Origin of the sequence: Niveispirillum sp., from assembly GCF_052437035.1 — a bacterium.
Lineage (GTDB): Bacteria > Pseudomonadota > Alphaproteobacteria > Azospirillales > Azospirillaceae > Niveispirillum.
The window spans coordinates 443,944-456,180 of the sequence record NZ_JBQVOH010000001.1 but is presented as its reverse complement, the minus strand read 5'-3'; the positions used below and the strand labels follow the sequence as shown (position 1 = coordinate 456,180).

The following is a 12,237-nucleotide window of genomic DNA, read 5'->3' as shown; positions in this document are numbered from 1 at the left end:
AAGGCATTTTGCTTTATTTAATGAGAACCCATGACCTGCGCCGCGATCGGGCCCATGTCAGTTTCCTCCCCCTCGGCATCGGGCGGACAAGCCTTCTTGGTGTGGTTCATCGCCCGGACCACACCTTGGACAATATTGACAGCGCAGTCAATAGGCTTTGATAACGCTGTCATGAAATTGGCAAGGATACAGACTCCCCTAAAATCTACAAAAAATTGGCGGAAAATATGGGTTTCTTTCGCAGGTGCAGCGAAACAATATCCTGAAAAATCCGCCAATAGGTGAATTGACATCGCTGCCAATTGCCGATACAAAAATTTCCCTGCCAGCCACCCCCGGACCGCGTAAAGCTTTGCGGGGGATGGCAGAATTATGGTAGCGGTAACCATGCGGCCCACCGAAACGGGAGGCTGGATGACTTACGGACATCAAATCTGACAGCGTTGACAGAGACACCGGCAAGCCGCCCCCATCCCTCACAAGGTTTTTGGCCGGAGGGTTCGGCGAAATTGTGAGACTTGGGCGTTGACAGCCCGTCATGTTGGTGTCATTCCATCTGACAACGATGTCAGGACAAGGCTCGTCGGCGGGACCAAAAACCCCTGACGACAATGAACGAAAGCAGATTGGGAGGATGCAAGTGACGTCGAAGCGAACCACGCGGCTGGCCCGCGCCCTTGGTCTTGTCAGCGCACTGGCCCTGGTGGCCGGCCTGGGCGGGGTACTGTCGGCCAATGTGGCCTTTTCCGCCGATGGCACGGCGTCCCCCGCACAGACCCTGCATCCCGAAAAATGGCCCGCCGCGAAGGCGCAGCGCCTGATCGACCCCGCGATCGAAAAGAAGATCGATGCGCTGATGGCGCAGATGAGCCTGGAAGAGAAGGTTGGTCAGACCATCCAGGGCGACATTTCCACGATTAAGCCCGCTGACCTGCGCAAATATCCGCTGGGTTCGATCCTGGCGGGTGGTAATTCCGGTCCCGGCGGCGATGACCGCGCCCCGGCGCAGGCCTGGTTGGATCTGGCGGATGAATTCTACCGGGTTTCCATGGAAAAGAAGCCCGGTCGCGTCCAGATTCCCGTGATTTTCGGCGTTGATGCGGTTCACGGCCATGGCAATATCGGTGCGGCCACCATCTTCCCGCACAACATCGCCCTGGGCGCCACGCGCGACCGCGACCTGCTGCGCCGCACGGGTGAGGTGACGGCCCGCGAAATGGCCGCCACGGGCATCGACTGGACCTTCGCCCCTGCCCTCTCCGTCGTCCGCGATGACCGCTGGGGCCGTTCCTATGAGGGCTTCTCTGAAGATCCGGAGATTGTGGCCGCCTATGCCGGCGCCGTGGTGGAAGGCATCCAGGGCGTCATCGGCTCCAAGGATTTCATGAAGCCGGGCCGCACGGTGGCCACGGCCAAGCATTTCCTGGCCGATGGCGGCACCGATGGCGGCCGTGACCAGGGCGATGCCAAGATCACCGAGGAAGAACTGGTCCGCCTGCACAATGCCGGCTATCCGCCTGCTATTGATGCCGGCGTGCTGACCATCATGACCTCGTTCAGCTCCTGGCAGAACATCAAGCATCACGGCAACAAGCAGCTGATGACCGATGTCCTGAAGGGCCGGATGGGCTTCAACGGCTTCATCGTGGGCGACTGGAACGCCCATGATCAGGTGCCGGGCTGCACCAAGTATAATTGCCCGACTTCGCTGATCGCGGGTCTGGACATGTATATGGCGTCCGACAGCTGGGAACAGCTCTACAAGAACACGCTGGCGCAGGTGAAGGACGGGACCATCCCCATGGCCCGCCTGGATGATGCGGTCCGCCGCATCCTGCGCGTGAAGTTCCATGCTGGCCTGTTCGACAAGCCGGCGCCGAAGGACCGCAAGGACGTTCCCGCCATCGCCAGCCTGGGCAGCCCGGAAAACCGCGCCGTCGGCCGCGAGGCTGTGCGCAAATCCCTGGTGCTGCTGAAGAATCAGGGTGGTGTCCTGCCGCTGTCGCCCAAGGCCAAGGTTCTGGTTGCCGGTGACGGGGCCGACAATATCGGCAAGCAGGCGGGCGGCTGGACCATTTCCTGGCAGGGCACGGGCAACCGCAACGACGAATTCCCCGGCGCCACCAGCATCCTGGACGGCATCAAGGAAACGGTCGCCGCCGCCGGTGGCTCCGTGGCCTATGACAAGGCCGGCGCCTTCAAGGATAAGCCCGACGTCGCCATCGTGGTGTTCGGCGAGGAACCCTATGCCGAATTCCAGGGCGATGTGGAGACGCTGGAATTCCAGCCGGGCGACAAGGCCGATCTGGCCCTGCTGAAGAAGCTGAAGGCCCAGGGCATTCCCACCGTCGCCGTCTTCCTGTCGGGCCGCCCCATGTGGGTGAACCCGGAGATCAATGCATCCGACGCGTTCGTGGCCGCCTGGCTGCCGGGGACCGAGGGCAATGGCGTTGCCGACGTGCTGTTCAAGGGTGCGGACGGCAAGGTGAAATATGACTTCACCGGCAAGCTGTCCTTCTCCTGGCCCAAGAATGCGGTACAGACGCCGCTGAACCGGGGCGATGCCAATTACGACCCGCAATTTGCCTATGGTTATGGCCTGACCTACAAGGACAAGGGCGATCTGGCGCCGCTGTCGGAGAATAGCGGTGTGCCCGCCGGTTCCGGCTCCTCCACCGGCGTGTTCTTCCGCCGGGGTGGTGCACCCGCCCCCTGGTCGCTGGCCATCGCCGATCAGGTGGGCGACCTGCGTGTCACCACCACCACCGGCACCAGTCCGGCCAAGGTCGTGGATCTGAAATCGGTGGACGTGGCCGCCCAGGAAGATGCCAAGCAGCTGACCTGGAACGGCACGGGCCGTGGCGCCTTTATCATCTCCGGCCGTGCCGTCGATCTGTCGCGGCAGTCGAACGGCGATGTCACCCTGTCGCTGCGCTACCGCGTCGATCAGGCCCCGACGGGCAAGGCTCTCGTTTCCATGATGTGCGGCCCCGACTGCCGCGCCGATCTGGACCTGACCAAGATCCTGACCGATGCCAAGCCGGGCACCTTCCAGACCACCAAGATTTCCCTGAAATGTTTTGCCGCCGCCGGGGCGCGGATGGCGGCCATCGAAGCACCCGTGGTGATCAGCACCGAGGGTCGGCTGGGCCTGACGGTCACCGACCTGAAGCTGGACGCCGATCCGGGCAACGCCGTCTGCCCGGCCAAGTGAGGCCGGCAGACCCGTTTCGTCCCCGCCGGCACGGGTGGGGACGGCGACGGTTCTCTCTCTTCTTGTCACCCCACTTCGGGCCGCCCCTCAACCGGGCGGCCCATTTTTCTTTCACCGGCGCTCCATCGCCTCAATCACCTGCATCGCTGCGCCTAGCCCATCCTCGGCCCGCACCTGGGCGCCGATCGCTGCCGCACGCGCCCGCATGCCCTGATCCTCCAGGCAGCGGCGGATGGCATTGGCCAGTTGATCGGCATCCAGGTCGCGGTGGCGCAGCATGCCGCCGCACACGCCCAGTTCCTCCAACCGCCAGGCCCAGAAGAATTGATCCGCCAGGAACGGCACGATCACCGCCGGCACACCGGCGCGCACCCCCGCCGCCGTCGTGCCCGCCCCGCCATGATGCACAATGGCGGCCATATGCGGCAGCAGCCGGTCATGCGGTGCGGCCTCCAGAGGGAAGATGTCGGGCGTCGGCCCCTCCGGCTTCAATCCGCCCCAACCGCCTGCCAGGACGGCGCGGCAACCCACCTGGCGCACCGCCTCCACAATGATGCGCGTGGTCCTCACCGGATCGCCCGGCATCATGCTGCCGAACCCGATATAGACGGGCGCGGGGCCGGCGGCCAGAAAGGCCGACAGATCGTCCGGCATCACCCATTCCGGGTGGTCCAGGAACCAGGCCCCCACCACCTGCGCCGCCGGGTGCCAGTCATCGGGCCGGGGCACCAGCGCCGGGCTGTATCCCATCAGCATAGGAACGCCTTCCCGCTGCCATCGCCAATAGGGGCCGTAGAACGGGTAGGGCTTCAGACCCAGCAGTTCGGACCGGACCCGGTTCACCATCTTGGCGAAAATCAGCCAGAAAACGATGGATATCATCCAGCTTTGCGCCCAGTTCCCAATCCCCGGACGCTTGCCCTGTGGCGGCACCATGGCGCTGGGGAAGGCGCGGGTCGGCAATGTCGGCTGCGGATAGGCATGGACATAGGGAATGCCCAGCGCCTCTGCCACCGACGCGCCGACAAACACACTGGCCCCCGCCGGGATCAGCAGGTCCGCCGTCCGCGCCTCGTCCAGAAGACAGCGGGCCCAGCTTTCGCCATTTCTCTCGGCAAAGGCGCGCATGGCCGCCATCACGCGGCCCGGCTTGGCCCCTTCTGCAAACATCGCCGTGGCTTCCGGTCCCTTCAGGTCGGCCTGGATATCGCCCTCCAGCGGCACCAGGGTCACACCCCTGCCCGCCACCAGATCGGCAAAGCTGCCATAGGTCAGCAGCCGCACCGCATGCCCCCGCGCCGCCAGCGCCACACCCAGAGCCGCAAAGGGCTGCACATCCCCGCGCGAGCCCAGCGCCATCATCACGATCCGCACGTCAAAACCCCCAAAGTTCCCCCTGCCCCAACCCCTGCCCCAACAATGTCACAGCCTTGCCGCCGGTCGGGCACCGGCCCGTTAAGAAGCCGGCAAAGATTGATTGGCATAGTTGATGCACAGCCTGGGAGTACCAGGAGGTCACGGAGGCAAAAATGTCCAGCGTCACAGCCAGCAGCCCAAAAACTGGCGCCAATGGCAAGAAAATGGCCGATCGCGTCATGGTCGTGGCTCTGTGGACGGGCCTTCTGGCCGCCGCCTGGTCCCTACCCGTGATCGACCGCATCGCCGCCAATGCGGAGCGGGAGAAGATGCAATCCGGCTATTACTACACGCCCCAACGCCCCGCCGAGGCCTATGCCAGCGTCGATGCGGAACAGTAAGCGCTACGCCGCCACTTCCTTAACCCCGCCCGCAAACCCTTCGGGCGGCAGCCGCAGGGTGCGGCAGAACAGGGCGATGGTCCGGTAATATCCGGCCAGCGCGATCAGTTCCACGATCTGCGCCGCCGAAAACCCCGCCGACAGGGCGGCCCATTGCCCATCCGTCAGATCGCCCTGGGCATAAAGCGCATCCGCCGTATCCATGATCAGCAGATCCTCATCCGACCAGTCCGGCCCCAGCGGATTATCCCGCCGCGTCGCCGCCACCTGATCGGCACTCAAGCCCGCCACGCCCGCAAACAGCGCCGCATGCACCCCCCATTCATAATCGGCCCCCGCCTGCCCACAGGTGCGCAAGATCATCAGCTCCCGCTGCCGCACCGTGACCGACCCCGCATCCAGCAGCCCGCCCGCAAACAGCCGCGACAGCATGCGCGGATTATGCGCCAAGGTCGTGAACAGGCTCAGCGGCGGGGCGCCCGGCGGTCGCAGCCGCTCAATCTGCGCGGCGATCAGCGGGTCATAGGGGGCGGCAACAGGTGAAAGACGCGCCGGCATGATCATTCCTCCACGGCCATCGTTCGTGCTACAGAATTCGTAGCGCAATCGCATGCCGTTCGCTACGAAAATCGTAGCACACCAAGGACCCAGCAAAGCCATGCCCACCAAGGCCCCCCGCTCCACCCGCCCCATCATGCGCCTGCTGGACCTGATGGGCCGCCGCTGGACCTTGCGCATCCTCTGGGAACTGCATCAACAACCGGGCCAGACCTTCCGCAGCTTGCGCGAACGCTGCGCCGACATCTCCCCCTCGGTCCTCAACACCCGCCTCACCGACCTGCGCGAGGCCCGCCTGATCGCGGCGGAGGACGGCTACACCCTGACACCCGAAGGCCGCGAGCTGGGCTGCCTGATGATGCCGCTCTACCATTGGGCGGAGGAGCATTTCGCAAACGAAGCCCCGTCAAAAGAGGGCTAACCTGCCCCCTTCACCGCCTCCCCGGCGAAGGCCGGGGCCCAGGGGCCAAGCGCCCGACATGGCCACTCCCCAGCCGCCGAAGGCACCCCACCCCAACCACCCGACAGTTGCCCAACCCCACCGCACCGCATATCCTTGAGGGGTAACCCCGCCAAGGCGCTGCGATGGACATCATCACCCTCGGGCTTCTGGTCAAAATCGCCTTCGCCCTGTCCGTGGCGGATGATCTGGCCGATGTAAAAAAGAAGCTGTGGGAGACCACGGGGGAGATTGCGGGCGCTTGGCTGGACAGGGTGTTGAACCGCCTTCCCAGCACCACACGTCAGGCGATGAAGGCGGCGGAAAGCCAGATCAAAGCCCACCAAACCATGCTGCGCCTGGACGAAAGTCGTCAGGAAGTGGCCCTCACCATGGCGGGCCGCCTGCTGCGCGATCATGCGCCCAGCGCTGCCGATATCGTTAAGGCTGCATACGACGCCCCCACGCTGACGGCGCAAATCCTGGGCAATGGTAAGGCGATCCTGGCAGAGATCGATGGCATGGAGGGCGAAAATGACGCCGTTCAGGCCGTCCTGACCATCCTGCTGCGCCACGTCCTGTCCCAGACCGATAACCTGAAAGCCACCGAAGCGCTGTGGCGCGAACTGATCCAGAAGCGTCAGGAAGACATCCTGGCCGCCCTGCGCAGCCTGCCTGACGACCTGTTCCTGCGCTCCCTCGCCGGCCTCACCCTGTTGCGCCGCAACGCCCCCGTCCCCTTCCGCAAGGACATACTGTCGGCCAGCGAGCTGCTGACCGCCCGCCACACCAACCTGTCGCTGCGGGGCCGCGACGGAGAAATGGAAACCCTGCTCTCTTGGGCGACAGCGCCGACGCCCGTCCGCGTGCGGCTGCTGACCGGCCCCGGCGGCCACGGCAAGACCCGCCTTGCGCTGGAACTCTGCCGCCGGTTGGAACAGCAGGGCTGGCGTACCGGTTTTCTTGTGGACCGGTTGCCGGACCTGTCCAACATCCGGCTGGCCGACCTGTTCGACGAAACCGTCCCGACCCTGATCACCATTGATTATGCCGCCGGGCGCATGGGCGACTTACAACGCTTCGCCGATCTGGCGGCTGACTGGGCCGCATCCGGTCGCTTCCGCCTGTTGCTGGTGGAGCGGGAGGCGGGCGATTGGTGGACCAACCGCAAGAGCCTGCCTGACCCCGCCGGTACCCTGCTGCGCGGCCCCTCCTGCCTCGCAGAACCGTTGGAGGTGCCGGCCCTGCCCACCGGCATCCCGGTGGACGTATTTACCGAGGCGGCAAGCCACTTCGCCCCCCTGCTGGGGGTGCCCGTGGATCAGGTACAGACCCCCGGCATCTGGCCCGACGATCTGGGCCTGCCCCTGTTCGCCCGCGCCCGCGCCCTGCTGGCGGTGGAGGCCGCACGCGACGGCACCGCGCTGCTGACGACCACACAGAACGGTATCCTTGATCATCTGCTATCCCGCGAACGGCGGGTGTGGCGCGCTGCTGCCCGCCTGACCGCTGATGATAACGCCAAGCTGGACGACATCTGCACCATCGTCACCCTGCTGACCCTGTCCGACCCCACCCACCGCAACGATGCCCCCGCCCTGGTCCGCCGCCTGCCTGCCTTGGCGAACCATAGCGGCGAAACCCTGAAACAGTGGCTCACCGCCCTGCACCCGCTTTACGGCGATGGCGACCTGTTGCGTGGGTTGGAACCGGACCTGCTGGGCGAACATCTGGTCTGGCGCACCATCACATCCGCCGCCGATCCCCTGCTGACCACCGCCACAGGACATGAGGCCAGCGAGGCGCAGGCCCAAACCGCCCTGACCATCCTGAGCCGCCTCGCCGCGCGCAAGCCGGAAGTGGTCGAATGGCTGCGCGCCATCCTGGACCGAACCTTCGACCGTCTGGCCGTCCCGGCCTTCCGCGTGGCACTGGAACAGCCCCTGCCGATGGCGGCTTTGTTCAGGGAGGTGATGGGCCGGCTGAGTGCTGAACACGCCCTGAAACTAGCACGCCTGTTGCCTGAGTACACGACCGAGCTTCGCGAAATCGCGGCACTGGTGGAACAACGATTGGTCGAAGTGCCCCTGCCGGCAGATGCCCCACTGGAAGCACTGCTGTTCAAGGCAGGACATCTGAACAACCTGTCGATCCGCTTGTCCAACCTGGGACAACTGGAGCTAGCTCTGGCGGCGGTCGAGGAGGCGGTCGCCATTCAACGCGCCATTGCCCAAAAACAGCCTGATAGCTTCATGCCTGATTTAGCGATGGGCTTGAACACCCTTTCAAACTGCTTGTCCGAGTTGGGACAACGAGAGCGGGCTTTGGCAGCAGTGGAGGAGGCAGTCGTTATTCGCCGTGCACTCGTCAAAAAAAGGCCGGACGCTGTCATGCACGATCTGGCAACGTCCCTGAACAGCCTATCAAACCGACTGTTTGACCTGGGTGAAACCGGCCAGGCTTCGGCTGCGGTTACGGAGGCAGTTACGATCCGCCGCGTTCTCGCTAAAAGGCAGCCCGACACCTTTATGCCGTTGCTAGCTTCGGCTCTGAATAACATGGCCATCCATCTCACAAGCCTTCGACAACCGGAGGAAGCTTTGGCAGCGTCAGAGGAGGCTGTTACCATTTACCGCCCACTCGCAGATAAACAGCCTGATGCCTTCTTGCCCAGTCTCGCCACCAGCCTGAATACACTAGCAATCCGCTTGGCCGAACTGGGACAATTCGATAAGGCCTTGGCGAAAGCTGAGGAAGCAGTCGTCATTTATCGTGCCCTCGCCGAAGAACGCCCCAGCGCATTCATGCACGAACTGGCGATGTCCCTGAGCAACTTGTCAATCCATCGGTCCAACCTGGGGCAAGGAAGGCAGGCTTTGACAGCGATTGAGGAGGCCGTTGCCATCTACCGCGCGCTTTTTAAAATGCGACCCGACGCCTTCGCCCATAATTTGGCAGCTTCAATTGCTGTTCGGCGGAATAGCCTTCACAAGTCAGAACGATACGACGATGCACTCGCCGCTGCACGAGAGGCCTTGGCCTTGCAGTTCCCTATGTTTGTTCGCCTACCCGCTCCCTTCGGCCAATATACGGCTCTGTTCTATCGGGACTACATTGACAGTGCCCAAAGTGCCGGGCAGGAACCCGATCCCGCGTTGGTGGACCCCATCGTCGCCGCCCTCATCGAACACGGCTTTCTTCCGCCCCCCGAAGCCGAACCCGACGCCCACTCCCCCACCTGACGCGCCAACCGTTCCCAGCACGCACCCTCTCCCAACTGCTGACTTCTCACCCCCATCCCTGCTATCCTCTCCCCGTCAACGCCACCCCTGCGTCTACCCCGATCCGGCCTCCCCAAAAGGCCGGAAACGCCCGCTTTCTGCCGCCTTTGTTGGAGCCGTCCCGAATGAAACACGCACCCTTTCCATGTTCCACAGGGTTGCACAGACGCCGCCGCTACCCCCCACCACCGCCTCTGAAACCAACCCGCAAACCATGTTTCACAAGGGTGCACATCCCCCCATCGCACCGTCGCCCCCATCGCCCCACGGCAAGCGAAACATCACCGCTCCCCGTGTCTCATAATGTTTCACATCGCCCGCAACCGTCGCCGACGCCCAAGCCCATTTGATGCGTCGGGAAAGTTTTTTCCCCGTTGACAGAATCCTAACCATACCGCATCACTTCCGATATCGGATGTATTGTGCGGTGCGGGGATGGCCCTGGGCCGGAGATGGGGTGGAAGATGTTTGCCGGCATGTTGCGCGCTGGGATGCGCGCGGTGCGTATTGATAGTCTGGAGCGTCAGGACCAGGATTTCGCCTGGGAGGATCAGGAGCAGCCAAAGCCCCTGTCGCCGAAGCCGTTCGCCTTCATGTGGGGCCTGATCCGGGAGAAATTCGCGGGCCGGCTGACCCTGATGGTGCTGGCCGTCTCCATCGGTCAGGGGATTGAGGCGTTTGAGCCCTATGCCCTGAAGGCCGTGGTCGATGCCCTGACGCAGGCCACGGGCGGCGCGCCCGCCAATGATGTGCTGGGTCTGGGTGTGATGGGCTGGTTTATCATGCTGCTGGCCATCTGGCTGGGCAGCATGGGCATGTACCGCGTCTATCAGATCGTGGATATCTATACCTCGCCCTCCATCCGGGCGCTGGCGCAGAAGCGGATGTTCGCCTGGCTGCTGGGGCACAGCCCCCGCTATTTCCAGGACAATTTCGCCGGAAAGCTGGGGCAGAAGATCAAGCAGGGGGCCAATGCCGTCCTGGGCGTGATCGAAATCCTGATGTGGGATGTGATCCGGGTCGTGGTGCTGCTGGCGGTGGCCCTGGCCCTGCTCTGGACGGCGTCGCCGGTCTTCTCCGCCGTGCTAGCGGTCTGGATGGTGGTCTATGTGGCCGTGTCCGGCTGGCTGGCCCGCCATTGCTTCTCGCTATCGGAGAAGATGAGCGAGGCTGTGTCCAACTCGTCCGGCCGGATCATCGACGCCATCACCAATGCGGACCTGATCCGCGGTTTTGCCCGCACCTTCTTCGAACGGTCCTTCCTGGGCCATTACGTGAATGAGGAGCGGTTCCGGTCGCGCCGGCTGCGCTGGTTCCTGGTGGCCATGCGGCTGTTCCAGATGCTGTCCATCGTGGCGCTGCTGGGCGCGCTGGTCTGGGTCGCCATCCACCGCACCCTGTCGGGCGGCATGACGGTTGGCGAATTCACGCTGGTCTTCACGCTGGCCTTCCAGATTTCCAACACCGTCTGGCACCTGTCCGATCGCATGCTGACCTTCTTTGAGGAGCTGGGCACGCTGTCAGAGGCGCTGGATCTGGTCTCCGCCCCGCATGAGATCACCGATACGGTCGGCGCGCCGCCGCTGCGGGTGCGGGCCGGCGGGATTGAGCTGCGGGAGGTGCATTTCAGCTTCGCCGACGGCACCAAGGTCTTCAACGGCCTGAACCTGACGATCAAGCCCGGCGAAAAGGTCGGGCTGGTGGGCCGGTCGGGTGCCGGGAAAAGCACGCTGGTGCGCCTGATCCGCCGTCAGTATGACCCGCAATATGGCCGCGTGCTGATCGATGGTCAGGACATCGCCCATGTCACGCTGCAAAGCTTGAACGAAGCGGTGGCCGAGGTGCCGCAGCAGCCGGGCGTGTTCCACCGGACGGTGGGGGAGAACATCGCCTATGGCAAGCCGGGCGCCAGCCTGGAGGAAATCCGTGCCGCCGCCATGAAGGCCCATGCGGATGAGTTCATCATGAAGCGTCCGACAGGGTATGACACGATTGTCGGCGAACAGGGGGTGAAGCTGTCAGGTGGGGAACGTCAACGGGTGGCCATCGCCCGCGCCCTGTTGAAAGACAGCCCCATTCTGGTTCTGGACGAGGCGACGAGTGCGTTGGACAGCGAGTCGGAGCATCTGATCCAGGGCGCGCTCTGGACCCTGATGGAAGGCCGCACCGTCATCGCCATCGCCCACCGCCTGTCCACCATCACCGAGATGGACCGCATCCTCTATCTAGAGGGCGGCACGGTGGTGGAGGAGGGCAGCCATCACGAACTGCTGGCCATGGGCGGGCGCTACGCCCAGCTCTGGCACCGGCAGTCGGGCGGCTTCCTGGCGGCGGCGGAGTAAAGACACCCAATACCCCGATGCTGAGGCGGGGTCACTCGGGAGGGGGCGGATCGACAGGGTCCGCCCCCTATTTTTATGCATCTTGACATTCCGCAATAGTTTGCGCAATTATTTGCGCATCATGAAATCAGCCGCCGATACCCCCGCTTTCTCACTCTCCTTTCTGGACCCGGAAACCCGTCCGGCTTTCCTGGCGCTGCTGGCCGACCGGTTGGCTCAGCAGATCACGGATGACAGCGCTCGGCACTTGGCCCGGCTGGGCTTCCGCACGCCCGCCATCTGCGTCTCGGCATTGATGTACCTGCATCGCCACGGCCCCTCTTCTCTGACCGATCTGGCCCAGGCCTATGGGCAGCAGCACCAGTTGGTCACCCTGCGCATCGCGACCCTGGAGGAACAGGGGCTGGCCATCCGTCAGCCCGACCCGAAGGACAGCCGCCGCCGCCTGATCCTGTTGACCGCTGATGGTCAGGACGAGGCAGCGCGGCTGTCCCTCCATCTGGCCCGCATGACCCGTGCCCTGGACGGGCTGGCGGCGCAGTTGGGGGCCGACCTGCCCGCCCTGCTGCAATCCGCCATCGACCATCTCAACCGCGACCCGCTGTCCCGCCGCATCGACGCGATGGCCACCGAATAAGGAAACCAA

Annotated in this window: 9 protein-coding genes; 6 read left to right on the top strand and 3 right to left on the bottom strand. The window is 64.1% G+C overall.

The window, feature by feature from the left end:
- Window positions 1–17: 17 nt before the first annotated feature.
- Complete coding sequence (locus tag ACT6Q8_RS02185; protein WP_444732492.1) at window positions 18–389, bottom strand: hypothetical protein; 372 nt, start codon at window positions 387–389, stop codon at window positions 18–20.
- A gap of 251 nt (window positions 390–640) precedes the next feature.
- Here ACT6Q8_RS02185 and ACT6Q8_RS02180 point away from each other — a divergent pair, with 251 nt between their 5' ends.
- The gene (locus tag ACT6Q8_RS02180; protein ID WP_444732491.1) at window positions 641–3,214 is read left to right on the top strand and encodes a glycoside hydrolase family 3 protein; all 2,574 of its coding nucleotides are present in this window, start codon (window positions 641–643) and stop codon (window positions 3,212–3,214) included.
- Window positions 3,215–3,325: 111 nt separating this feature from the next.
- On the opposite strand, the gene ACT6Q8_RS02175 is transcribed toward ACT6Q8_RS02180, so the two are convergent.
- Window positions 3,326–4,588: a glycosyltransferase gene (locus tag ACT6Q8_RS02175; protein ID WP_444732490.1), complete on the bottom strand. Its 1,263-nt coding sequence runs from the start codon at window positions 4,586–4,588 to the stop codon at window positions 3,326–3,328.
- Between the two features lie 155 nt (window positions 4,589–4,743).
- Between ACT6Q8_RS02175 and ACT6Q8_RS02170 the strand changes: the two genes are divergently transcribed.
- Window positions 4,744–4,971 carry a hypothetical protein gene (locus ACT6Q8_RS02170; RefSeq protein WP_054167005.1) on the top strand — a complete coding sequence of 76 codons (228 nt, stop codon included), beginning with the start codon at window positions 4,744–4,746 and terminating at the stop codon, window positions 4,969–4,971.
- 3 nt (window positions 4,972–4,974) lie between these two features.
- Here the strand turns inward: ACT6Q8_RS02170 and ACT6Q8_RS02165 are convergent, their stop codons facing one another.
- Complete coding sequence (locus ACT6Q8_RS02165) at window positions 4,975–5,529, bottom strand: carboxymuconolactone decarboxylase family protein (protein ID WP_444732489.1); 555 nt, start codon at window positions 5,527–5,529, stop codon at window positions 4,975–4,977.
- A gap of 100 nt (window positions 5,530–5,629) precedes the next feature.
- On the opposite strand from ACT6Q8_RS02165, the gene ACT6Q8_RS02160 reads away from it, so the two are divergent.
- The 4 genes from ACT6Q8_RS02160 to ACT6Q8_RS02145 all read left to right on the top strand — a co-directional run bounded on the left by ACT6Q8_RS02160 (window position 5,630) and on the right by ACT6Q8_RS02145 (window position 12,228).
- The gene (locus ACT6Q8_RS02160) at window positions 5,630–5,950 is read left to right on the top strand and encodes a winged helix-turn-helix transcriptional regulator (protein ID WP_444732488.1); all 321 of its coding nucleotides are present in this window, start codon (window positions 5,630–5,632) and stop codon (window positions 5,948–5,950) included.
- 164 nt (window positions 5,951–6,114) lie between these two features.
- Window positions 6,115–9,210, top strand: coding sequence for a tetratricopeptide repeat protein (locus ACT6Q8_RS02155; RefSeq protein WP_444732487.1), 3,096 nt, complete (start codon window positions 6,115–6,117; stop codon window positions 9,208–9,210).
- A 539-nt stretch (window positions 9,211–9,749) separates the two neighbouring features.
- Window positions 9,750–11,591, top strand: coding sequence for an ABC transporter ATP-binding protein (locus tag ACT6Q8_RS02150; RefSeq protein WP_444739333.1), 1,842 nt, complete (start codon window positions 9,750–9,752; stop codon window positions 11,589–11,591).
- A gap of 121 nt (window positions 11,592–11,712) precedes the next feature.
- Complete coding sequence (locus ACT6Q8_RS02145; protein WP_444732485.1) at window positions 11,713–12,228, top strand: MarR family winged helix-turn-helix transcriptional regulator; 516 nt, start codon at window positions 11,713–11,715, stop codon at window positions 12,226–12,228.
- Window positions 12,229–12,237: the final 9 nt, after the last annotated feature.

Excerpts from the sequence above, each read along its gene's own strand:
- ACT6Q8_RS02185 (WP_444732492.1), bottom strand. The coding sequence starts at position 389 with ATGGTTACCGCTACCATAATTCTGCCATCCCCCGCAAAGCTTTACGCG.
- ACT6Q8_RS02170 (WP_054167005.1), top strand. The coding sequence starts at position 4,744 with ATGTCCAGCGTCACAGCCAGCAGCCCAAAAACTGGCGCCAATGGCAAG.
- ACT6Q8_RS02165 (WP_444732489.1), bottom strand. The coding sequence starts at position 5,529 with ATGCCGGCGCGTCTTTCACCTGTTGCCGCCCCCTATGACCCGCTGATC.
- ACT6Q8_RS02160 (WP_444732488.1), top strand. The coding sequence starts at position 5,630 with ATGCCCACCAAGGCCCCCCGCTCCACCCGCCCCATCATGCGCCTGCTG.
- ACT6Q8_RS02155 (WP_444732487.1), top strand. The coding sequence starts at position 6,115 with ATGGACATCATCACCCTCGGGCTTCTGGTCAAAATCGCCTTCGCCCTG.
- ACT6Q8_RS02145 (WP_444732485.1), top strand. The coding sequence starts at position 11,713 with ATGAAATCAGCCGCCGATACCCCCGCTTTCTCACTCTCCTTTCTGGAC.